General features: G+C 33.9%; 25 protein-coding genes. 15 read left to right on the forward strand and 10 right to left on the reverse strand.

The genetic code is table 11. The features are described from left to right. Window positions 1-3: 3 nt before the first annotated feature. Together MXE27_RS06910 and MXE27_RS06915 are read left to right on the forward strand one after the other, a co-directional pair. Window positions 4-1290 carry an ADP-ribosylglycohydrolase family protein gene (locus MXE27_RS06910; protein ID WP_248611682.1) on the forward strand — a complete coding sequence of 429 codons (1287 nt, stop codon included), beginning with the start codon at window positions 4-6 and terminating at the stop codon, window positions 1288-1290. Between the two features lie 384 nt (window positions 1291-1674). Then, entirely contained in the window at window positions 1675-2061 is a 387-nt protein-coding gene (locus MXE27_RS06915) for a protease inhibitor I42 family protein (protein WP_248611683.1), read from the forward strand. Window positions 2062-2070: 9 nt separating this feature from the next. Here MXE27_RS06915 and MXE27_RS06920 read toward each other — a convergent pair whose 3' ends face one another. Beyond that, window positions 2071-2619, reverse strand: a complete 549-nt coding sequence (locus MXE27_RS06920) for a hypothetical protein (RefSeq protein ID WP_248611684.1) — start codon at window positions 2617-2619, stop codon at window positions 2071-2073. 298 nt (window positions 2620-2917) lie between these two features. Here MXE27_RS06920 and MXE27_RS06925 point away from each other — a divergent pair, with 298 nt between their 5' ends. Genes MXE27_RS06925 through MXE27_RS06945 form a run of 5 tightly spaced genes read left to right on the forward strand, consistent with a single transcriptional unit; the run spans window position 2918 to window position 5185 of the window. Then, the gene (locus MXE27_RS06925; RefSeq protein ID WP_248611685.1) at window positions 2918-3292 is read left to right on the forward strand and encodes a roadblock/LC7 domain-containing protein; all 375 of its coding nucleotides are present in this window, start codon (window positions 2918-2920) and stop codon (window positions 3290-3292) included. Window positions 3293-3306: 14 nt separating this feature from the next. Then, complete coding sequence (locus MXE27_RS06930) at window positions 3307-3813, forward strand: hypothetical protein (protein WP_248611686.1); 507 nt, start codon at window positions 3307-3309, stop codon at window positions 3811-3813. 37 nt (window positions 3814-3850) lie between these two features. Next, the gene (locus tag MXE27_RS06935) at window positions 3851-4396 is read left to right on the forward strand and encodes a GTP-binding protein (RefSeq protein ID WP_248611687.1); all 546 of its coding nucleotides are present in this window, start codon (window positions 3851-3853) and stop codon (window positions 4394-4396) included. Window positions 4397-4417: 21 nt separating this feature from the next. Then, on the forward strand, window positions 4418-4753 hold the full coding sequence (locus tag MXE27_RS06940) for a roadblock/LC7 domain-containing protein (protein ID WP_248611688.1): 336 nt from the start codon (window positions 4418-4420) through the stop codon (window positions 4751-4753). Between the two features lie 48 nt (window positions 4754-4801). Continuing rightward, window positions 4802-5185, forward strand: coding sequence for a roadblock/LC7 domain-containing protein (locus tag MXE27_RS06945; protein WP_248611689.1), 384 nt, complete (start codon window positions 4802-4804; stop codon window positions 5183-5185). Window positions 5186-5424: 239 nt separating this feature from the next. On the opposite strand, the gene csa3 is transcribed toward MXE27_RS06945, so the two are convergent. Further along, window positions 5425-6018, reverse strand: a complete 594-nt coding sequence (gene csa3, locus MXE27_RS06950; protein WP_248611690.1) for a CRISPR-associated CARF protein Csa3 — start codon at window positions 6016-6018, stop codon at window positions 5425-5427. 700 nt (window positions 6019-6718) lie between these two features. Between csa3 and MXE27_RS06955 the strand changes: the two genes are divergently transcribed. Then, entirely contained in the window at window positions 6719-7426 is a 708-nt protein-coding gene (locus MXE27_RS06955) for a hypothetical protein (RefSeq protein WP_248611691.1), read from the forward strand. Window positions 7427-7547: 121 nt separating this feature from the next. Here the strand turns inward: MXE27_RS06955 and MXE27_RS06960 are convergent, their stop codons facing one another. Beyond that, window positions 7548-7808 (reverse strand): SemiSWEET family sugar transporter, encoded by a 261-nt coding sequence (locus tag MXE27_RS06960; protein ID WP_248611692.1) that lies wholly within the window; start codon window positions 7806-7808, stop codon window positions 7548-7550. A gap of 90 nt (window positions 7809-7898) precedes the next feature. Between MXE27_RS06960 and MXE27_RS06965 the strand changes: the two genes are divergently transcribed. Further along, the gene (locus MXE27_RS06965) at window positions 7899-8603 is read left to right on the forward strand and encodes a hypothetical protein (RefSeq protein WP_248611693.1); all 705 of its coding nucleotides are present in this window, start codon (window positions 7899-7901) and stop codon (window positions 8601-8603) included. Window positions 8604-8722: 119 nt separating this feature from the next. Here the strand turns inward: MXE27_RS06965 and MXE27_RS06970 are convergent, their stop codons facing one another. Beyond that, window positions 8723-9505 (reverse strand): alpha/beta fold hydrolase, encoded by a 783-nt coding sequence (locus tag MXE27_RS06970; RefSeq protein WP_248611694.1) that lies wholly within the window; start codon window positions 9503-9505, stop codon window positions 8723-8725. A gap of 93 nt (window positions 9506-9598) precedes the next feature. Between MXE27_RS06970 and MXE27_RS06975 the strand changes: the two genes are divergently transcribed. From MXE27_RS06975 to MXE27_RS06995, 5 genes are all read left to right on the forward strand, one after another. After that, window positions 9599-9817 (forward strand): hypothetical protein, encoded by a 219-nt coding sequence (locus MXE27_RS06975; RefSeq protein ID WP_248611695.1) that lies wholly within the window; start codon window positions 9599-9601, stop codon window positions 9815-9817. Between the two features lie 57 nt (window positions 9818-9874). After that, entirely contained in the window at window positions 9875-10060 is a 186-nt protein-coding gene (locus MXE27_RS06980; RefSeq protein WP_248611696.1) for a hypothetical protein, read from the forward strand. Between the two features lie 58 nt (window positions 10061-10118). Next, window positions 10119-10292 (forward strand): hypothetical protein, encoded by a 174-nt coding sequence (locus tag MXE27_RS06985; RefSeq protein WP_248611697.1) that lies wholly within the window; start codon window positions 10119-10121, stop codon window positions 10290-10292. A gap of 120 nt (window positions 10293-10412) precedes the next feature. After that, window positions 10413-11096 carry a DUF169 domain-containing protein gene (locus tag MXE27_RS06990; RefSeq protein WP_248611698.1) on the forward strand — a complete coding sequence of 228 codons (684 nt, stop codon included), beginning with the start codon at window positions 10413-10415 and terminating at the stop codon, window positions 11094-11096. A gap of 410 nt (window positions 11097-11506) precedes the next feature. Next, window positions 11507-11698 (forward strand): hypothetical protein, encoded by a 192-nt coding sequence (locus tag MXE27_RS06995; RefSeq protein ID WP_248611699.1) that lies wholly within the window; start codon window positions 11507-11509, stop codon window positions 11696-11698. 281 nt (window positions 11699-11979) lie between these two features. Here MXE27_RS06995 and MXE27_RS07000 read toward each other — a convergent pair whose 3' ends face one another. From MXE27_RS07000 to MXE27_RS07025, 6 genes are all read right to left on the reverse strand, one after another. Beyond that, a complete protein-coding gene (locus MXE27_RS07000; RefSeq protein ID WP_248611700.1) occupies window positions 11980-12660 on the reverse strand; it encodes an Mfer334 family nucleotidyltransferase in 681 nt (226 codons plus the stop codon). A 33-nt stretch (window positions 12661-12693) separates the two neighbouring features. After that, a complete protein-coding gene (locus MXE27_RS07005; protein ID WP_248611701.1) occupies window positions 12694-13818 on the reverse strand; it encodes an Mfer335 family protein in 1125 nt (374 codons plus the stop codon). A gap of 19 nt (window positions 13819-13837) precedes the next feature. Then, complete coding sequence (locus MXE27_RS07010; RefSeq protein ID WP_248611702.1) at window positions 13838-16894, reverse strand: Mur ligase family protein; 3057 nt, start codon at window positions 16892-16894, stop codon at window positions 13838-13840. Window positions 16895-16960: 66 nt separating this feature from the next. Further along, window positions 16961-18184: a pseudomurein biosynthesis peptide ligase pMurD2 gene (gene murD2, locus MXE27_RS07015; RefSeq protein WP_248611703.1), complete on the reverse strand. Its 1224-nt coding sequence runs from the start codon at window positions 18182-18184 to the stop codon at window positions 16961-16963. Between the two features lie 218 nt (window positions 18185-18402). Then, entirely contained in the window at window positions 18403-20667 is a 2265-nt protein-coding gene (locus MXE27_RS07020; RefSeq protein ID WP_248611704.1) for a phospholipase D-like domain-containing protein, read from the reverse strand. Between the two features lie 212 nt (window positions 20668-20879). Next, a complete protein-coding gene (locus MXE27_RS07025; RefSeq protein ID WP_248611705.1) occupies window positions 20880-21359 on the reverse strand; it encodes a DUF308 domain-containing protein in 480 nt (159 codons plus the stop codon). Between the two features lie 325 nt (window positions 21360-21684). Between MXE27_RS07025 and msrA the strand changes: the two genes are divergently transcribed. Beyond that, window positions 21685-22155 carry a peptide-methionine (S)-S-oxide reductase MsrA gene (gene msrA / locus MXE27_RS07030; protein ID WP_282731283.1) on the forward strand — a complete coding sequence of 157 codons (471 nt, stop codon included), beginning with the start codon at window positions 21685-21687 and terminating at the stop codon, window positions 22153-22155. Window positions 22156-22163 lie beyond the last annotated feature (8 nt).

The raw sequence follows: 22163 nt of genomic DNA on the forward strand, positions 1-22163 counted from the left end.
CCTATGGTCATACCATCCCTCACTAATATTAAAGTGGTTCTAGAAAATCATTCTTATTTTGAATCAGATGATGATTTTTCTAGTGAAAACCCAGTTAAAGTTCCCCATTATTATCCCGAGACCGTAGCTCAATTTATAAATAGCCTATATGAAGAAAATTTTATTCAACCCTCTGATTGGTCAGATTTTTCTCCATCAGGAATAAAATTAAGTTCAGAAACCTTAAATGATTTTGTTTTGTCGGATATTATACAAATCTTAACCGGACATATCCAGGCCGATAGGTTCTGCAGTGGAGGAATATCTAATTTTATAGAAAGAGGGAACTTTTTACCAATATTTAAACGTTTAAAAGAGATTTGTTTTGAAATTGAAGATGGTTATTATGGCGCCATGTTGGGTCTGGCTGTAGGCGATGCTTTGGGCGCACCGGTGGAGTTTAAAGATCCGGGTACATTTAAGAGAGTGGAAAATTTTCAAAGCGGAGGACCTCACAATTTAAATAAAGGGGAATGGACTGACGATACATCTATGGCACTGGCTCTTGCCGAAAGCCTCAGTAAATGTCAGGGTTTCAACCCACAAGACCAAATGTATCGCTACTGTCGGTGGTATGATAAGGGATGTCTCTCTATTAAGGGTTACTGTTTTGATATCGGCAACACGACCCGTGAGGCCCTGGAAACTTACAAAACTACTCAAAATCCATATTCTGGCCCGTTCCATGAGATGTCTGCAGGTAATGGGTCTTTGATGCGTATGGCACCCATACCCTTATTTTATTTTTCTAGTGCCGAAGATGCCTTAAGATATGCTGATTTGAGTTCAAGAACAACCCATCAACACCCTTTGGTCCTGGAAACATGCCAATATTTCACAGGGTTAATATTAGGGGCATTAATGGGAGTTGATAAAGAAGAGTTATTGTCGCCATCATATTGCCCCATACCCAGTTACTGGGAAGAACATCCCATGCGGGTTGAACTTAAAGAAGTGGCAGACGGTTCTTTTAAAGAGAAAAATCCTCCAGAAATTAGAGGTTCCGGATACGTGATTAACTCTTTAGAAGCCGCTCTTTGGGCTTTTTATAACTCTGATAATTTTAAAGACGGTTGTCTTTTAGCAGTTAACCTGGGGGAGGATGCAGATACCACTGGGGCTATTTATGGTCAGTTAGCCGGAGCACATTATGGGAAAAGTGGAATTCCAGATAAATGGTTGAATAATCTGGCGGCAAAAGAATTAATCACAACTACTGTTTCTATATTAATTGATTCCATCCCTTATTGAATGATTTTTTCTCAAGTTAAGTAACTCTTAATTTAAGTTACTTCTGAATATTCATTCAGTATTAGTAGAAAACTTTAAATATCTTAATGTTAAAAGTAAGAAATCACTTGGATTACTTATTATAAACCAGTGCTAAAAGTAATGGGAAAATTAAAAACCATGGAAATAACCAAGATGTTTTGTATGGTGACTTCAATCAATCTATAATATCCAGTAGAATACAGAAATTAATGATAGTGATGGATAATCATACAAAATAGCGATTTAAATGAAGAGTAATTAATTAAATAATGGAAATTGGAAAAAAAGCCCTGAAGACATTATGAAAAAGATCACATCACATTTAAAGTATTAGTGTTTACTGAGGGCTTTAAGAGGGTTAAAATGAAAAATTTAAAATTAATTTCAGTACTTTTAATTGCTGCAATGTCATTTAATGCAATATCTGCAGCGGCAGCTGTTTCAGATATATCATATGAACAAAAACAGTTGACTGTGCATGTGAATGAAAAATTTAATATCAAATTGATGGATACCTCTGGAAGCAGCGGGTATGTCTGGGATAGCCAGTATAATAATAAATTTATAAAATTATGTAGCGAAAAAATAGTTTTTCCAAAAGAAAAAGCGGGTTATATTCAGTGCGGTACCAAAGTTTACATTTTTAAGGCATTGAAAAAAGGCAAAACTAAAATTACTTTGGTTCAATCAAGGCCATGGTCCAATGAAATGCCTGCTAAAATCATAACGTACATTATAAAAATTAAATAATCATTCTTTTTATTCAGAGGACTTAGAAAGTTCTATTTTACCTTTTTTATCATCAACTTTGATTTTGTTGATTTGATATTCACTGCCTGTAATATCTTCCAGGCCTGCCCGGGCAACCATGGAAATAGGAATTATTTGGGTATCTACTAATCGTTCAAAATCACTTTCAATAGAATCTTTATTCATGGCTACATTGCAGGTGAATTTACCATCTGAATATTTATAATCAACATCTTTAATAGAATGATTATCATTAAAAAAATCAAATATAGTATCCATTGCTTCAACTTTTGAATCATTATTCATGCCGGGATCATTATTAAAATAACCCCACATTTTGGAACCTATAAACCGGGTCATGGGTGTAACCCCATTTTTTAAAAATATCATCTCATTAGCCTTAATCCAGAGTTCCATGGCTTCAGCTAGGGCATTACTGTACCATCCTTTTTGAAATTGATACTTTCTTGATGCTATTCTTTTAAATTCGAGATCAAGTTCAGAATCAACAATAACGGAAGTCTTTTTAAATGACTTAATTTCTTTTCTTCTATCCATAACAAGCCCTTCAATATAGTAATAGTAAGTTATCATATAAATTAGCTACCTAGCTATTTAACTCTTTATAAAATTATCGCAAGTGTGCATATACCTATCGTAGTATTTAACTAACGTTTTTAAGATAGTAAGATCTTCATATTATTATTAATCGAACATATATCTGTTAAATTAGTAATTAAAGTTCAGGAAAGGATTAGTATTTAATTTAAACGTAGATTATATTTTAATACATACACTTCTTCCTGGAACAAGGCCCCTAAAAAAATATCTTGAAATATTAAGAGGAGGATTAATAATGGGTTTAAGAGAAGATATTGGTAGTTTATTAACTGAGCTTTTAGAACGTGCGCCTGGAGATGTGAATGGTGTGGCTGTTTTAAGACCTGACGGTCTGATGATTTCATCTGTACTATCTAACAATGCAGATGAAAAAAGAGTAGCCGCCATGGCTGCAGCCATGATTGGTACATCACAACGTACCTGCGACGAACTGGAAAGAGGAGACCTCAGCCAAGTAATAATTGATGGAAGCGTGGGAAAAGCCATACTCACCAACGCCGGATCCAAAGCCGTACTAGCCGCACTATCACCCGCAGAAGTAAACCTAGGACTAGCCCTACTAGAACTAGAAAGAACCGCAGAAAAAGTCAAAGACGTCATGAACCAATAAGAGAGGAATCTAATATGAAAAATACCGCTGATGCAGTTGTAGCAAAATGGTTGAGTGAAGAAACAGACACTATGAGAATATTGACCATGGCCACTCTTATGGGACTAACCAACGGCCTATGGAAAGTATCCGGAGAAGGATCCGGAGGAGTAACCCGAGCTTACGGAGAAGACCTATGGAGACTATCAATAGTAGGATCCACAGCACTGGGAATAGAACCAAAAACGGATACAACAGAAGATGCCATATCCTTTTTAACCAACCACCTCATAAACAATTTTCAACTGGCAGATAGTATTGATTGTGATTTAAATGGTGACACCTTGAACCTCAAAGTAAATAACTGTAAATTCCATCATTTCACTGATTATTTAGAGGCTAAAGAAGTTCCTCGTCATATTGGTTGTCCTGTGGCATTAGTTTATGCTGCTATGATGGAGGCCGTGACTGGGGAAACATTCATCATAGAAGAAATTGATTCTGCAGACGGAAACAGTCAAATAACCCTTAAATCATTCTAAGGGTTTAATTTAATTTTTTAAAGGAGACTAATAATAAATGTCAGAAAAAACTCTCAAAATCGTGGTTTTCGGAGCATTAAATGCGGGAAAAACCAGCATCGTAGAGAGATTAAGCGGTCAAGAACTCTTCCTAAAAGGAGATTATGAAAACATAACCACCAGTTTCGATTTTGTCCAAATCGAACGAAAAGGGTTTTTAATACATTTATTTGCCAGTCCAGGGCACAGGCGATTCTCTTTTATGTGGGACACACTAGCCTTTGGAATGGACGGAGCGATCCTAGTCATTGACTCCACCGTAGGAGTAACACCAGTTGATATAGAACTAATAAACTTCATTCAAAATCATAACGTCCCCTTTTCCATAGCTGCCAATAAAAACGACATTTCCAACATTGGAGTAGATCAAATACGCAAAGAAATGGAAATCAGCAAAAACATTGAAATATGGAATACCTCAGCATTAAACGACTATAACCTTAACAAATTAATGGACGGCTTAATCCAAGATATATCCAATGGAAAATCGATTCAATCACAAGAAAAATTGAATAATATATCCAAGGGAAAATCAAGTAAATAGAAATAGGGTGTGGAGAATATAATGAATTTTGAAAATGTTATAATAGAAATTAATCGTATAAATGGTGTTAAAGATTCCGTGGTCGCTGGTTTAGATGGTATTCCCGTGGGTAAAGTAAATAAAGAAACATCCATCTTAAGTGCCAGTACAGTAGCAGCATTAGGCGCCATAAAAGAACTTACAAAAACAGTACGTTATGGTGCATTAGAACAGTTAATAGTGGAAACAGATTTTGGCAAAATAATAATCGAAGAATTCACTTCAAACCACGTAATAATCGTCTTAACAGAAAACAGTGTTAATATCGGTATGATCAGAGTAATGTTAAAAAAGATCGTTAAAAATTTCGCAAATTAACCTCAACAAGACGATAAGTGAATTAAACTTAAAAGAAATTGATCAAATATGCTACCTATCTCAGAACAGATCCAGAGAGTGCTTGAGGCATTACAGCACAAGAGCGAGATTAAGGAGTCATATGTAATCCGAAAAGACGGATTAATTATGACTTCCAGCAATCCTCACGTGAAAAATCATCGGATTGCTGCCATGGCCGCATCACTAATGACCCTCGGTGAAAAAACCCTGAGTGATGTAGGAGAAGATAAACTAAAACGCCTATTAATCACCGGAGAAGAACTGCAAATTATCATTATGGGATCATCAACAGTGGCCCTGGTATGCGTCGTAGGATCCGATGCCAACATCGGAATGGTATTTCTAAAAATGAAAAGAGCCGTAGAGAAAATATTCTGGATAATAAACAACGCATATAATGAAGAAGAATAATAGATTAACTTCTTATGCTTTTTTAGCCTAGATATACATGTATTGCTATTTTAATATTAATATCGTTTTAATTTAATTTTTATTTTAGAATTAGAAATCTGTCATTGATATAATCATCCCTATTTAATATCTGATTATTTATCCGTGAATAGTTAGAATTCTCAAGTTTTTCTTTTTGATAAAACTCGTATAAATAAAAAATACCTTCAGTCCCCCTACTGAAGTAAAAAAAATTGTATTTAAATTACTGCTAGTTCTCCAGCTGAAGTAATTTCTAATTTGTCCTGAGCAATGAATCCCATTTCTCTTAATTCTCGAATGTGGTTGTAGGTCATTCCCCGGCTTATGCCTATTTTAACTGCAAGGTTTTTTACAGAAGTTTCTCCTTTTTTTAATTCCTCGAGAACTTCTTTCTTGGTTCTTGAAATACCAAAGTTTAAGATTGGTAAATCAATCAATTCACTATCTTCTTCTGTGACATAGACTATTCTTTCCACATCTCTGTGGCGAGCATAACATCCGAAAAGAGCACCAAGGGCTTGTGGTTTTCTTCCCCCACTAATATTAACCATAACCCGGCGTCCGTGACTTTTTTCTTCATCAATAACATCTGCCGTATCGCGTGCCACACGAACCACATCATATAGGCTGGTTTCATGAGGTACTATGTCTATGAATTTACCCACTGTATCTGCTAAGATCTGCTCCACTTTATTTTTTTCATCAGGAGCTTTATCTTCCCTTAATAATATAACTTTTTTAGGGGAAAACTGGGTAATGCATATCATCACCGGCTCAATGGAGTAGATAGTGGATATTAAAGTAGTATCCATTATATCACTTCCTAAAAATTTTTTTAAACTAGCCCCATATCGGTATTTATACCAGATATTAAAAATGTGAAGACAAATGGAAATTGTCTTAAAACACACATTTTGTATTGTTGAACCATGCTTTTTACTGTGATTGTTTATGTTGTATCTATATCATATATATTTTGCCCAAATACTATTCATATTAATGTTTGTAATTAATCAACTTCACATTTTTCTTTAATTGAAAATATAGACTATCTTATTGTTCTGGAATTATGTTATTGTTCCCCATCTTAACTAAATGACTATAAAAAAAACTAAATTGTTAATAAAAAATGTTAATTAATTCATTATTTTGCTAATTTAATATAAATTTCTAGTTCAATGAGTTGATAACAATATCATGATTAAAAAGATTTGTTGTCATTAGAAAAACTAAAATTATCTGAACCCTCTCCAATAAATTATGTGCATCAGCATGAAAAAAATCTTACATACTTGCCTTTTTTATAAAAATAGGAATGACACTGGAAAATTTTCAAATTACTACCTGGCAAAAGTTTTTGCATGGGAAAAAAACTCGAATTAACTTATTTTACAGGATTATCTAAAAGGCCGTCTATTTATTAAGGTAGATTATTAAAGTTCTAGAAATAGTAAAAGTATTATGGAATTAATCATAATCTTATAGTACTAAAAAAGTTACTCAAATGATACTATGAACTCATTTCATACATCTCTCAAAATCGGTTTAATTGGTTTCTTATTATTTGCAGGGGTCCTTGTTTTATCCAGTTTAAGCTGCGATTCTTCCATGTCCTTTGCAACTGATAGTGCCACTAAAGTTCTCTTAGGTGAAAATAATCTAGGCAAAGTGGAAAAAATTGGTCCATATGGAAATGCATCTTCCAAGACCAAAATTGCCTACATAGTAGGTGTTCATCCACTGGAGAAAAATACTCACAGCGCAGTATATTCGGCTATAAAAAGTAAAGATAAATCTTTAAAATACCGTTACTATATTTACAAAGTCACGGTGACTAAAGATGCTAAAAATTATAGTAAAGGCCGTATGAATGGCCAGATATTAGCCAATAAATATGTGGTAAATGATATTAAGAAGCAGAAATATGATCTAGTGATTGATGTCCACTCTAACCGAGGATATTATGCAAAAAAGAGGTTTTTATTCGCTCCAAAGAATTATAAATACTCTAAAAAAATAGCCGGGAAAATTATCAGCAAGATCAGTTGGTTGTCCTATCATAACCCTAAAAAACAGACAAGCCCACAATATGTTACCATCCCTATTGTTAAATCCGGGATAAAAACACTGGTCTATGAAGACTACATGTATCAGAAGTATGCCTTAAGTAAAAAAAATGCCCTGAGATTAGTTAGAGTTGTAGATACTTTAAAACTCTAATTAATTTTAAAACCCCAAAAAAATACTTTAATAATTCTAATTAATTTTTCTAATTTTATTTAAACTATTTTTAAGATGCTCAAATATGCAATTGCCCAAGGAAATCTAAAAAATCTATTTGTTACCTGTATTTAAAAATAAAAAACAACGTAACTGCTCCCAGAACCATGCCCACTGCATTAGGAACCAATATAAACCAGTTGTTTATTCCCATTCCATAAATAGTCCACAGTGAACAATTCACAATCATGGCCATGTAAAGGGCTGGTGAAACTTCATCGGATTTTTTAAATTTCAATATGGTTCTGATCTGATCAAGGGGGCTTATAAATACTATTAATGCCGCTATACTTGCCATTAATCCTACAGCTTCAATTGACATGTTATCTGGTTTTACAATTATATACTAAATATATCTACTATTATATTAGATACATTAATTGATTTTAATAAATATAAATGAGCTGATAATTTGTCTTTATCTAAGAAATATATAATAATTGGATTAATAGTGATTTTATTAATATTAGGTGCTGTGATTGCATTTAACAACCCGGTTCAATCCCAGGAAACTGCTAAAAATAATACCAGTGTAGTTAAAACAGTGCATCTGGGGGGTAATGATTTAGGCTATGCTGAGAAAATAGGGCCTTTTGGAAATGCTTCTTCCAAGACCAAAATTGCCTACATTATTGGAGTGCATCCTTTAGAATATAAAGCCCATAATGCCATGTATGATGCCATGACCAATAACAGTGCTTCATTAAAATACTGTTACTATGTTTACCGGATTAATGTGACTAAAAATGCAGAAGATTATTCCAGCGGACGTTTGAATGGTCAAAAATTAGCCAGAGAATTCGTGGTGGAAGATGTTAAAAAACAGGACTATGACCTGGTAATTGATATACATTCATTCTGGAGTGATAACCGCTTTGTTTTTGTCCCTATTGATGATAAGAAATCTAAATCAATAGCCAATAAACTGGTATCTAATATAAGCTGGTTGAAATATTATTCCCCACCTGGACAAAAAAGTCCGCCTTATGTTACTATACCCATCCTCAAATCAGGTACTAGAACCATAGTATTTGAAAATTACAAGTACCAGGAGTATTCTGTTAGTAAACCGCAGTACGTTGAGTTTATAAAAGCTGTTGATACCTTAGAGTTTTAAGATTAAGGTATAATTACAGTTTTTTATAAATTCTTTTAATCCCTGCCCATTTTTTTCTAATAATACAGAAACAAGTTTTTTATAAATTCTTTTAATATGGTTATAAACATGAAAATTGTTTACCCTAAAAATTTTAGGATGACTGTGCTTAGTCTCTCCAGATTTTCTGAAACAAAGAGGTTGTGCCCTACTCCTTTCATAATAACCAGTTCAGAATTCTTTATCTGTTCGTGGATCATTTGAGATTGTGACATGGGAATCATATTATCTTCACTTCCAGTGATAATCAGAGTTTCTGGAGATATATTGGAAATTTCATCACTCATATCCACCATCAAACATGCATTTATGATTTCTTCTATGATTTCAGGAGGGTTTGTCCTTTGAGATTCCATTTTTATTTGTTCTATGATTTCCACATTTTTCACTATAAAATCTGGTGTGTTGACCAGTTTCACAGCTTCATCAAAGAATTTATAATATCCTTCTTCTATTAATGCCTTTTTTAATCCCGATAGGGCGTGGAAGAGAATTTCATCCACATAAAAAAAAGGAGATAGCAAAATAAGTTTTTTTACTCTTTCACTATTTTTAAGAGCGAACTCTTGACAAATAGCTGCTCCCAATGAATGGCCTATTAAATTTACTTTCTCCAGTTTCATGTTGTCCAGAAAGTCCACAAGGTCCTGGTTAAATATTTCAAGAGAGTATCCCTGTGGTGGTTTTGAGCTTTGGCCATGCCCCCTTAAGTCAATTGCAAAAACCCGGAAATCTGAAAATAAATAAGGGATGAATGTTAGCCATAGATTGGAGTTATCAGACATTCCATGGATTAATATTAAAGGTTCGCCTGCACCTTCATCAAGATAGTTTATTTTTATTCCATTTACATTAATTTTCATGAAAATTCTCCACTAGTATAATTATAGGTGTGATAATTAAAAAATTTTATACTTCCCTAAAGACATAATTAACTGTAGAAGAGAGGGCATAATATGAGGAAAAATCAGCTGCTTTTAATTTTAGCATTATTCTTAGTTGTTGGTTTAACTTTTGGCTGCACATCTTCTGATTCTGAATCCGATTCAGACCCCGGTTCAATTGATGATTACACTAATCAAGATGACAACGATGCTCAGGATCTTAAAGATCAAGAGTCAACGGATAGGGATTCAGAATCTTCAGATTGTTCTAATCAAAGGAGAATACGTTAATATTAGTGATAATTCGGCAAAAAATTGGATAATCAGGAAATATATGGGGGTCTAAAAGTGGTCCATTATCAACTTGATGAAATTCCAGACGAAGTAAAATGTTCAAAATGTGGAAAACAAGCTGAAGAAGTAGAGGGCAGTTACCAACAGACCACAAGATTTGTTTTAATAAGCTATAAATGCCCTGATTGTGGAAATATAGAAAAATTACAGTGCGGAAGACCAGTGGATATCATAGATTAATACATCTTAAAATTTTCTTTGGGGAATAAATTAAAAATTAGGAGATAAACGTGGTATAATGGAAGAATTTGATACCTTGGAAAGCGTAGAATTGTATGAAGAGTTTAGAGAATGCCCATCCTGTGGTTATGATCTGGGTTTTAAAACATCTTTTTTAAGGAAAGATGAAATTTACACCATAGTTCTTATCTGCCCTAACTGTGGAGCTCATTTTGAAGTAGGATGGACCTGAAAAGCACTAATCTCTGTTTTAGTATGAATAGATATCAGGTTTAAATTAATAATCTAATAATCACACTGTTAAGCAAAATTATTTTAATTGAACTATTCAAGTTAGAAATTAGGTGATAAAATGGAAATTTGCGAAGTAAATGGATATGATGTTGTTTCTCAAAAAATTAAAGAATCACTGAATCTTGAAAAATCTCCTGTTGCTATAAAGTTTGTTTTAAGGGAAAAAGACTTACCTGAAGGGATAGATAAAATTGAAAGCCCTATGAGACATTGTGAGATGGTTCAAGCCGCTTCTCAGGGAAATATTTTTTATGCAACCGCCAGTGCACAAGCCTGTAAAGGTGGAGCTGCTGCAATTGGTATTGGTGAAGCACCTGCCAAATTAAAAACTGGTGAATTTTATTATGATCTAGGGCGGTTTTCCAGTTTAGGGTCTGGAAAAAGAACCATTGATTCCATTCCAAAAATAGACATGGATGTTTATGCTATTTTATATTCTCCTTTAGAAAAATCTAATTTTGATCCTGATGTAATAGTGATCATTGCTAACCCTGCTCAGGCCATGAAATTATCCCAGGCCCTGGTTTACACCTTAGGTGGGCGTGTAGAAGCCGATTTTTCTGGAATCCAATCCATATGTGCTGATGCCGTTGCCGGCCCTTTCATGAGGAAAAGACCTAATATTACTTTAGGTTGTAGCGGTTCCAGACAATACGCAGATATCAAGGACGACGAAGTTATAGTCGGCCTTACTGGAGAAAATATTGGCTGCGTGGTAAATGCATTACATGAAATAGGATAATGCATAATATTTTTACTTATTTATTTATTACTGTTTTTTCCCACAATTATTAATTTTGGTTACTGTACTGAATTGAACTTTTTTAATAGAAAATTGGCTTCTTTTAAGAATTTTGCATCATTTAATCAATTAAAGGATTATTTTTTTCTTCTAAGGATCGATAATTAATTCAAGCAATTATATTAGATTTTTACTAATACTCTTTATTAGAACGGGATGTGTTTAAAATGTCTAAAATAAGCTTATTTTAGAAAAATCTATCTAAATAATCGCATATTTACCTGAAAATCAGTTTCAGGGTTAATAATCCTATTTCTTTTCTTCATAATTTGTAAAAGTTTACATATGATAAAAATTAAAGAAGACTTTAAAAAAAATAAAGTAAAATTGAATTAATAAGGTGAGATAAAATGACTAAATATCGGTTAACACCAGATGAAGCAAATTATAGAAAAAGTACCAAAAACCAGCTAAACTGTACTCATTGTTACTACAGCGAGGAGAATCCTATCCGCTCCCCTACAGGAATGCTAATAACTAAATGTTATTACTTCTATATGGACGTAGATGAACTGCATATTTGTGATTTAAATAGATATTAAAAAATAAAATAAAATTAGTTTAACATAACATTCCAGAATATTTATTCTGCATTAAATTATTGTATTCCAAGATTCAATGGATAAAACCCACTACCATTAGACCAAGGAGGATTTATGCATAGGGTCGTGCTTTATGAGTTAAATGAAATGTTTTTCGACCATTAATACTTTCTTGAGAACCACTATCGACTTTAAGTGCTTCCTCCAATAATATCCATTATTTAATGAAAAATTAAAATTCTAGTTTGCTGGAAACAGAAAATTTAAAAGAGTTTTATGATTTATTCTGTATTGTCCTGAAATTTTTCACTTAAAAACATATAATCATCATATTTATTGATGTTTAAAAGTTCCAATGAGTTTAAATGAGGTGCTGCATAAAAAACAATATCATCTTTAACCATTTCTCTTAATATAGGATTTAAATTACTATTTTTTCCAGGGAGGTATTTTAATAGCAAATCCCTGCAGCAAGCAAAGGGCATTCCCAGACCTTCCGCTGATTTTATATAACCACAACGTCCTCTGGACAAAACAGACAGAATTCTCTCAGGAGACTTATAATTTTCCACTGCGTCAATTAAATTTTTAAATGTTCTACTGGTAACTGAAGGTTGATCACCTGCGGCACAGAGGCAAATATCACTATTTGATAACTGTACCCCATGAAGTAATGATTGTGAAAGGTCAACATCAACCGGATCATTTTGTACAATTTTTATCCTTGAGTCATTTAAATCATTTATAGTCGGCATAATTTGATCGGTGTAGTGTCCAAGTACAATGATACATTCATCGATATTGGCTTTGAGAAGACGCATAATGGTATGTGATATCACTGCTTTGCCCTGGATATCTAAGAGCAGTTTATTTTTAAGGGGAAGTTTAAGCCGGGCTAAATCTCGTTGCATCCTTCTATTCTGGCCAGCTGCAGTAACTATAGCAGAAATAGAATAATTCATAAAAAAAAGCCTCGAATTTTAAAAAAAGAAAAGTTAGTTAGGGGAGTATTTAACTAACTTACCATAGATTTGGTATCCAGAATTAGTAGTCCACATTTCTACTCTTACCGGGTAATCTGCAGTGTTGGTAACACTAATATCAGAGAAGTATATTCCAAATGGAATAGCATTGTGGGCCCAGGTTATTCCATAAGGTCTTGGCAGTCCGGCGCTGGTAACGATTCCACGCAGTACCCTAGATGGAGGACACATTCCATGAGAAGCAGATCCACCCGGAGCTTCTGGATCTCTTGATGATGTGAACCCTACAGTTTCTTTACCCGATATAGTTGTATGTGGGGGCACAATTGTTCCATTCCATGCTTGAGCAAATGCTCGGGCATTATATGAACGTGCTGCATCATTGAGTTCCGGGAAAGATCCCAGATTAGTATAAGATTTTGAAATAGTACTCTCAGTGTAGGAATGCATGTAAACCATTATGGGAGATGATACCTGGTAATCGCCCATATAATCAACAACTTCCTGTCCAAAGTATTCCTTAATCTTTGAAGGAACCACAGTATTGCGGCCGTCGTTAAATGAAGTTAATGAATATTCAAGTCCAATGGTTTCATTTTTTCTTGCATCTTTATACCATTTTTTGATTACATCGGCAGATTTGTATTGAGTTGGAACACTATTATTATTGATATCATCATAAGAAACTGTTTTAACAGTTTTATTATTTTCTAAAATTTCTAAACCATTATCAGTTTTTACCCCATAAGTGTAAGTAGTCTTATATCCCCAGATAAAATTGTCTGGTGCTTTAACAATGAGTTTATTTGCTTTTACAGCCAGCATACCCGGACCAGTGTAATTAGTGGAAATCCCATAACGAGATATATTGTCCCCAGTAATCTTAGCAATAGGTGTTCTAACTATACCTGTAAGTAGGGCTTCTAAGAGCTCACCAAAGCGACCTTCCTCTGCATAATCAATAATATAATGAATATTACTCACTACCGGGACTTTACGAATTTTATTTTCATCTATCACATCAGTTCCAGGCATTACAGTATCGCCCAGTTTTAAACCTGCAATTTCAGCAGGTTTTTGTTGAGGGTATTGGGATTCTAAATATACTCCCAAAGGGATAAATACTATTGCAAGCACAACTAACGCTATTATTGCTTTAAATGTTGATCTTTTCCAGAATTTCTTTTGAATACTTAACTCCCCCTTCACCTATAATTAATACAATATCACTTCCAGTGGATATATTTAGCACTTTTTCTATTGCTTCTTGTACTTGATTTTTACTGGCACCTAAAGTCCCTACCTTAACCATATCATGGCTGGCTTCTGTTTCAATAATTGTCCTGTTAATATTTTCACAAGACGCTCTCGCTGCAAAAGAAGCAGGGACGACAATATCTGCATCATTCAGTACTAATGCAATTTCACGGTCCCCTTGAAGACCGCTTTCTGAGGAAATGGTATTTATTACTATTAGACGGGAATCTTGTTTTTTTAAGGTAGAAATAGTTTGTAACGATGCTTTAACACCAGCAGGATTATGAGCATAGTCCATGATAATTTTAGGGTTTTCATTAATCTGCTGGAATCTTCCTTCCACCCCTTCAAACTCTTCTAATCCTCGAACTATATCATCAAATTCAATTCCCATTACCAATGCCCCACTGGCAGCAGTTAGGGCATTGTAAATATTACATGTGCCTCCTGTTTTAAGGTTAACACGGGCTTTATGGGAACCAATCATTAAAGTAAAACTATTATTGCTAACATCAACTGCTAAAACATCTGCTTCGGGAGTTTTATGGCCACAGATGCAGTTGTAATTGCCCAGATGCCCCAGGTAATGTTCCTGATATCTGATTGTATTTTCACACTGAGGGCATTCTCTTCCCTCACCTAAAGTATTATAATTGGAATTAAAATTTTTTATTCCATAAAATATCACATTATCTGGGTCAATGTCTTTAGAGAAACTGGCTACAATGGGGTCGTTTGCATTTAGAATTAAGATATCTGCCACATCTACAATTTCCTTTTTACAGTTGATATATTTAGCAAAATCACTCCCGTAACCCATATGATCTCGAGAGATATTGGTAATTATGCCCACCATCACTTCACTATCAAGGGCAGACTTTTTTATCTCCAAGGGGTTTCCAAATGTTCCAATTTCCACAACAGCCAGGTCCCCTTTTAATCGAGATTGTAATGCCGGTATGAGTTCTGTGTTCCCCTGTATATCCATATAATGTTCTGGAACGTGTTTACCCGCCAGATTTAAAATATTTTTTAACATCTGAGTAGTTGTGGTCTTTCCATTGGTTCCCGTGATTCCAATTACAGGTTTATTAATAGTATATGAATTTAATACTTCATCTACACTGATAATATCTGCATCCGTGAGGTTTTTAATTTTTTCCAGGAGTTTATCATTTACCATAAGACTGGGAGCGACAGCAATTAGATCAGCTTCTTTAACTACTGCTTCACTGTGGCCACCTAAATCCAATTTAATACCTTCTTTCTGGAATATTTCCTTTAGCGGAGTGTCTTTAGCCATATCAGAGACTGTGACATCGGCCCCTTTTTGTTTTAAAATACGGGCCATTAAACTACCTACCGTTCCACAACCACCAATAACCACAATATTGGTTTGTGATGCTTTAAAAGAAGAAATCGATTTAATTATATCATTTTTAACATTTTGATAAGCATTAACCACACCTGGCCCTATATGTAATATAGTGTCACCTGGTGCTGAGATCTCCAGGGCCTTGTCAATGGATCTTTCCACAGTTTCAGTGAGATAAATTTCAGTACCTTCACTTCCTAAGGCTACTTCTTTGGCTGCTTCCCAATCAATAAGTTCTGTGGTTTCGTTTTTGGCACTGGTTATTATCACATCGGTTTTTCTGCTTAAGATTTTCCCTATCTTGAATTTATCTCTAGTTGTGAGAGTATCCGGATTGTCCAGACTGATGATTAGTCTTCCTTTTAAGGTAAGTCCATCTAGAAGTTTTTCCATGCTCTCAGGGTTATGGGCCGCGTCCATGAATATATTGATTCCATTCACATTATCTATTTTCTCTAATCGGCCCTTTACACCATTAAATGATTCTATCCTATCTTTTAAATAATCAAATTCCAATCCTATTATCATTCCTATGGCAATGGTGGCTAGGGCGTTTTCGATATTGAATGTTCCAGGTATTTTCAATTCCATGCGGCAATCATATGGGCCCACATATTTTCTCTGGAAGTTTCCACATTTACAATTAATTTCCCCACAGTTATCACAGATTGCTGTAGGAATCGATGCTATTTTTAAGTCAAAAGAAGAACCATCTAATCCTTTTAGTTCCACATCATTGGCAGTTATATCCAACTCCACATCCAGAGGAGTATAAGTTACTCCTTCAAATTCCACTATTTGTGGTGTTCCCATACCATAAAATATGTGTTCTTTGTCCAGTTTTTGTGCCTGGTGAGTGATGATAGGATCATCGCCATTTAATATTAGAACTCCGTTATCATGTAGTAAATCAGTTACAGAATAATTTCTCTGAATATATTCATCATAACTTGCAAACTCATCCATGTGATCCGGGGTAAGGTTGGTTAAAACACCAGAACATAATTCTAAACCATCTGCCATGCGTATAGTACCATGAGGTAATTCAAATACTGCAAAATCTTTGCTCTGGGTTTTTTTATTAACCACTAAGTCAACTAGTCCTTCTATTACCAGAGAATCCTGCAGGGAAGAAAATATAAGTGTATTGAATGATTCATCCAAGGCAAAGTTAATCATATTGGTGGTTGTAGTCTTCCCATCGGTACCGGCTATTCCAATCATAGGGATTTTTATTTGAGAATTCAATATTTTACCAATGTCAGAGGTAGTAATGTTAGTTATTTCTTTTTTCTGGCTTGATTCTTCAATAAATTTACGAATATCTGCATTTTCAGGTATGTTCGGAGAAACAAATATAGCATCAGCCCACAATACACTATCAAATATATGAGTTCCTAATTCAAATATGATTCCTTTTCTTTCCAGTTCCTTTACCTTCTTGCGGGCTTTTTTTGGAAGTGAATTATAATTTAAACTATCAGAAACTCTAACTTCATTACCTAAATAATTTAAAAGGTTTGCAGCAGGCCTACCAGCATTCCCTGCTCCTACCACCAGTATTTTTTTGCCAGTTATCACTTTATCAACCTTTATATTATCAAAATCGAGTTAATTATAATTTACATATCCTCTATTCATATATTATTATATATCAGTGTTTTCGAGTTTTTTCTGGATTTTTAAAATTGTTGATTGGCCGTTGCCTCCAATTAACACGTTGTCTCCATTTTTAGCCCTGTTTAAAATGATTGTCAGTATTTCATCAGTATTTTTAGCTATTTTTAGCTGGCCCTGAAAATCTAAACACTTTAGTTTGTGCATTGCAGGCTCTAAATCAGAATCAAGACCGGGAAAAACCACCAGTAATGAAGGGTTTGCTTTTAATGCTTCTTCTAAAATTTCTAAGCGCCATGTTTCATTAGGGCGGGGGGTTCCAATAAAAATCACTGGGAAATCCATTTCATTTAGTACAGATGAGATGGCATCAGCATTGTCTGTTTTACCAATTACTACTTTACTCCCATATATATTATAAGATTTTATACGGCCTTCAATGGCATTGAAGTTTTCTAAAGTATCTTTAATTATTTGATCATCAATCTGAAGCGCCTTACTTACAGCTTCAGCAGCTCCAGCATTGTATTTATTAAATTTACCGAACAAATGTGTGGAATAATCACATTCCCCGTAGAATTCACAGATTTCAGCGTTTTTAGATACTTTTTGTAATAGATTATCTGTTTTATTAAGTATGGCTCTTTTACCTTTTAAGAATTTACCTACCCTCTGGAGGTATTCATCCAGAGAACCATGGTAATCAAGGTGATCACGGCCTAGATTAGTCACCACTACCAGATCAAATTGGAAGTTGTAGTCGCAGAATCCCATAGTCATATCACATACTTCCACAACCAGAACATCATATGAATTTACTTCAGATTCTAAAATCATCTCCGTGTAACCATCAAATCCGCCACCAGCATTTCCACCTAGAAGCACATTTAATCCCGCATTTTTAAGGATATCCCTTATCATAAATGAGGTTGTGGTTTTGCCATTGGTACCTGTGACTGCTATGGTAAAAATAGATCTATTTCCCCCAATAACATCAGATAAGAGTTTTTTTGATTCTATTAATTTTTGGGCCAAGTCACTTTCCCATAAACTAGGGCTCAGGACCACTGCATCTGAAGAGAATATTTTATCAAAGTCATGTCTACCCAGATCCAGATCCAGATCCAGTTCATCTCCTGATTCAAGCTGAATATTTTCATTTAAATCCGTGGCATAAACCTCGCATTTATGTTCTTGAAGAGATTTAACTGCTTTTTTTCCTTCAACACCCAAACCGATAACGGCAACTTTCATTAATTCACCCGTATAACTCTGAAATTTAAGATAATCAAACTTCAGATATAAAATTTGTATTATAATTAATTATTAAACTAGTTTATTGGAATTTCAACTTTATAAATTTTTTATCATTTTTAAAAAAAGTTTATCTAATGTGTATTACTGACACTATTTAAATTTTCGTTTTATATAATAAAAATAAAAAAATAGGGTAATGATTAAAAAATTTAGCTTTAACGATTAAATCTTGCTTTCAGTCTTCTGTACTGTTCCACGAGGTCTTTTATTTGTTCTTTAGGATTATTTTTAGTACTATAAGGTAATATACCACCGTGGAGAATAATTTCTTCTTTGGATAAGTGACTTATATTTTCAAAACCTTTATCTTTCCATAAATCTAACCATCCTCCCCTAGGACGCTTAAAATCAATAATATCCATCCCCATATGTTCGCTCCAAAGAATTCTCCTGAAATTTTCAATATTACCTTTTCCAGACGAGTCCTTATCAAATAGAACTGCATTCATCTCCATGTTCCGGTGTTTAGTTGATGTTTCGCTACTCCCAAATTCCTCGGCACAACTTAAAGAAGACCCATCCAAGTTAGCAGTTCCTATAGTTGCCCATTTATCATCAACAATAGCCACTTTACTGTGGATGTAACAGTTACTTAATTTGTTTTTCCCATTTTGAAATTTCCCAGACCATTTTGCAAAAACTCCGATTTGAGGGTGTTCAATTATGAGCTTCTTTAAATCGATACCCATAACTTCAAATCCATAGTGCTGCCAGCTGCGGTAAGTAGGAACATCTGGAACTTCATTGATTAAGAGAATAACCTGCAAATGAGGGTTTAATTCAACTGCTCTTTTTAATGCCCCGACAATATATTTATTAGTGAAGTACTGGTTTTCAAGGTATATAAATTCCTGGGCATTATTTATGGCTTTTCTATAAGATTCCAGTACTCCTAACTCTCCTTTTTTACTTAATGTTTGTGGAGTAATTGATCTAACAATTTGAACAGTTTCATTCTCTATTTGTAAAAGTGGATTAATGTCAGGGCCGCTCTCCATGAAACTATTATTGATTTTCTGGTTTTTAGATTTGTTTTCCATGATTTTATTTTGCCCATCAAAATGTAAATCAGAGAGATAGTTCCATAATTCTATGAAAAATTCTTCAATATGATGAATCACTGGGCCTTCGAAATAAGTAGAAACATCGTGGTAAGGGCCTTCGTTTTTTTCTAATCGTCGGGGTTCATTTATATCATGTTTACTGGTGTCCCAGTAGCTTTGGGTGAATGGCGAGCCAATTATAAAACTTCGTTTACCGTCGGCGACAATTACTTTGGCATGCATTGAAAAAGGACCTTTAGCTGGGAATCTGCGAACCTCGACACCACTATCTTTAAAATAATCATATAATTCATCGTAGTTATCTGGAACCACTCTATTTTCATTTATAATTATTTTAACATCAACTCCCTTTTTTTGAGCTTGCAGGAGTTTGTAGGCTAAAGTTTCATCTTCCTGGAAAGTGGAAGGGTCCTGGGATGATGTGAAAAATCGAGGTATGAATTCCGGGTAAAATACAAACTGAGTCAGGTAAATATAAGATTCTGCTTTATCAATAACCTGCACCATTTTTTCCCAGGCCTGCTGGTTGTCGATTAATATTTCAATGTTGTTACCATTAGTGACCCTTGAAGAAGTATCAGTTTTTAAGGTAGATTCCCAACCTTCAATTTCTGCACGGTTAATGATGAGATCATCTATTTTTTCAATGACACATTTAATGTCCTGGTAAATTCCCGTCTTTCGAAGTTCAAATACACCGAACCTATCCTTGACTATTATTCTTATATCTGGTTCTTTATCCAGAATTTCCCGGTATTTATCCGGATGGTAAATTATTCGATAATATCCATTCTCGTCTGTAACTGATGATCCTAAATAATCGTCCCGTATAGAGAATAATAGATCATATTTATTTTTTATGAACCCCAAGTATTGGCCTAAAAATCCATCATCAGAGCTGATGTTCTCACTGAATAATGATTTGACTTTGGATCCTAAAAGTTCCAGGGCATTTAATTCTAATTTACCATAATCCACATCTTCAGCAATTACTGTTAAACCTTCTATGGGATCTCCTTTATCATCTATTATCCTACCTTCTATTCCAATATTGGCTTCATGGAAATTTATAATACCAAAATCAATAATTTCTTCTTTAATGTCTTTAGAAAGTTCCATTATGTTTTTATCATCTATGAAAAATTCAATCTTTATCTGGTTTTTCTTATTTTCCATAAATTCTTTGGTGGGTATAAACTCCATAGAGAACTTGCCCTGATTATCTGTGACAGTTTCTGCCAGCACAGGGTCAATATCAAAAAGAGATGAATGATCCGCCGTTATATTTAATTTTATATTAAAGAGGGGTTTTTCTTTATCATCTACCAGTTTTCCGGAAACCTTGATTTTTTCCATAGATATGCCTCTTTATTTTTATGCAATTAATCATTACAGGCCAAAATAGTTTAAGTAAGGAACACTCTCTAAATCATAATCCTCCGGGAATTTTCATTAAATAAAGCCAACTAGATATATTTTGATTTTATTATCCCCGGAATAGTGAATATAATATTATTGTGCATTTAAAATAAAAAAAATAAATATTGTTTTTTTTGAGTTTTACTGAATTATTCTTTTATGAATAACATGATTATCCCAGTTACTAATAGCCACAATCCAATCAGGGCACCTAATATTCTAGGATCTGAAACGAGATTACCTATTATAATATATAATAACCCAATTATCAGGGCCACTACTCCGTTCCATCTACTACCCCCTGTTTTTGATATTATACCTACTATACCGGCTATAATCAGCAATATACCCACTATCCATATAACAAAACCAACTAACCAGCTGAATAGTCCTGGTACTAATATGAATCCAAACCCAAGAATCAAAGCTATTATTCCCAATATAATGGCAAGTATCCCCATTCCTACACTTTCACTCATATCATCTATTCCTGCAAATATAAGACCTATACCCAGGAACAAAACTACGAATCCCGTGATCAGGCTTAATGGAATTACACCTAAAAGCGGAAAAAACAGGACAATCAGACCTAAGATAATCAGAATCAATGCTGTTGTATTTTTTTCCATTTTCCGTAACCTCCCTTTTTGAAACCATAATTAATAATATATTGTCCTTTTATGTACATTATATTTTTCCATTAAATCATCGGATATGATTAATAATAATTTTTTATTAAAAATAAAATTCAATTACAAGTTTTAATTAATTAACTGAAAATAAAAGCAAAATAAAATGATCAGCCCAGTTTTGTTTCTTTAAAATTATTTTTTCTAAAAAAACTTGTACTATAAATAACATATAACTGTATGATATCATTCTTAATTAAAAATTATAAAATACAAAAATGGGGGTTACTTTATTCAAAATTCAAAATCTAAATTTGCGAAAAATCTGGAAAAAGCTACCTTTGGTGCCGGGTGTTTTTGGAGTGTGGAAGATACTTTTAGAAATTTGAAGGGTGTAGTATCAACAGCAGTTGGTTATGAAGGAGGAGTGAAGGATAATCCTAGTTACAGTGAGGTTTGCACTGGAAATACCCTGCATGCTGAGGTTTTGGAGATTGAATTCAATCCAAAGATAATATCTTATAAAGACTTGTTGAATGTTTTTTGGAAGATCCATGACCCAACCACTTTAAATCGGCAAGGCCCGGATATAGGTACTCAGTATAGATCAGTTATTTTTTATCATAACCTGGAGCAAAAAGAGCTTGCAGAAAAATCTAAAAAAACTCTCCAAAAATCTGGAAAATATAAAAATGATATTGTGACTACTATTGAAGAAGCCATGACTTTTTATCGTGCTGAAGAATACCACCAGCAGTATCTTGAAAAGAGAGGGCTTAAAAGCTGTAGATTTTAATAAAATAA

The sequence above is a fragment of the Methanobacterium alcaliphilum genome, from assembly GCF_023227715.1.
Taxonomy (GTDB): domain Archaea; phylum Methanobacteriota; class Methanobacteria; order Methanobacteriales; family Methanobacteriaceae; genus Methanobacterium_E; species Methanobacterium_E alcaliphilum.

Excerpts from the sequence above, each read along its gene's own strand:
- MXE27_RS06910 (WP_248611682.1), top strand. The coding sequence starts at position 4 with ATGGTCATACCATCCCTCACTAATATTAAAGTGGTTCTAGAAAATCAT.
- MXE27_RS06915 (WP_248611683.1), top strand. The coding sequence starts at position 1,675 with ATGAAAAATTTAAAATTAATTTCAGTACTTTTAATTGCTGCAATGTCA.
- MXE27_RS06920 (WP_248611684.1), bottom strand. The coding sequence starts at position 2,619 with ATGGATAGAAGAAAAGAAATTAAGTCATTTAAAAAGACTTCCGTTATT.
- MXE27_RS06925 (WP_248611685.1), top strand. The coding sequence starts at position 2,918 with ATGGGTTTAAGAGAAGATATTGGTAGTTTATTAACTGAGCTTTTAGAA.
- MXE27_RS06930 (WP_248611686.1), top strand. The coding sequence starts at position 3,307 with ATGAAAAATACCGCTGATGCAGTTGTAGCAAAATGGTTGAGTGAAGAA.
- MXE27_RS06935 (WP_248611687.1), top strand. The coding sequence starts at position 3,851 with ATGTCAGAAAAAACTCTCAAAATCGTGGTTTTCGGAGCATTAAATGCG.
- MXE27_RS06940 (WP_248611688.1), top strand. The coding sequence starts at position 4,418 with ATGAATTTTGAAAATGTTATAATAGAAATTAATCGTATAAATGGTGTT.
- MXE27_RS06945 (WP_248611689.1), top strand. The coding sequence starts at position 4,802 with ATGCTACCTATCTCAGAACAGATCCAGAGAGTGCTTGAGGCATTACAG.
- csa3 (WP_248611690.1), bottom strand. The coding sequence starts at position 6,018 with ATGGATACTACTTTAATATCCACTATCTACTCCATTGAGCCGGTGATG.
- MXE27_RS06955 (WP_248611691.1), top strand. The coding sequence starts at position 6,719 with ATGAACTCATTTCATACATCTCTCAAAATCGGTTTAATTGGTTTCTTA.
- MXE27_RS06960 (WP_248611692.1), bottom strand. The coding sequence starts at position 7,808 with ATGTCAATTGAAGCTGTAGGATTAATGGCAAGTATAGCGGCATTAATA.
- MXE27_RS06970 (WP_248611694.1), bottom strand. The coding sequence starts at position 9,505 with ATGAAAATTAATGTAAATGGAATAAAAATAAACTATCTTGATGAAGGT.
- MXE27_RS06975 (WP_248611695.1), top strand. The coding sequence starts at position 9,599 with ATGAGGAAAAATCAGCTGCTTTTAATTTTAGCATTATTCTTAGTTGTT.
- MXE27_RS06985 (WP_248611697.1), top strand. The coding sequence starts at position 10,119 with ATGGAAGAATTTGATACCTTGGAAAGCGTAGAATTGTATGAAGAGTTT.
- MXE27_RS06990 (WP_248611698.1), top strand. The coding sequence starts at position 10,413 with ATGGAAATTTGCGAAGTAAATGGATATGATGTTGTTTCTCAAAAAATT.
- MXE27_RS06995 (WP_248611699.1), top strand. The coding sequence starts at position 11,507 with ATGACTAAATATCGGTTAACACCAGATGAAGCAAATTATAGAAAAAGT.
- MXE27_RS07000 (WP_248611700.1), bottom strand. The coding sequence starts at position 12,660 with ATGAATTATTCTATTTCTGCTATAGTTACTGCAGCTGGCCAGAATAGA.
- murD2 (WP_248611703.1), bottom strand. The coding sequence starts at position 18,184 with ATGAAAGTTGCCGTTATCGGTTTGGGTGTTGAAGGAAAAAAAGCAGTT.
- MXE27_RS07020 (WP_248611704.1), bottom strand. The coding sequence starts at position 20,667 with ATGGAAAAAATCAAGGTTTCCGGAAAACTGGTAGATGATAAAGAAAAA.
- MXE27_RS07025 (WP_248611705.1), bottom strand. The coding sequence starts at position 21,359 with ATGGAAAAAAATACAACAGCATTGATTCTGATTATCTTAGGTCTGATT.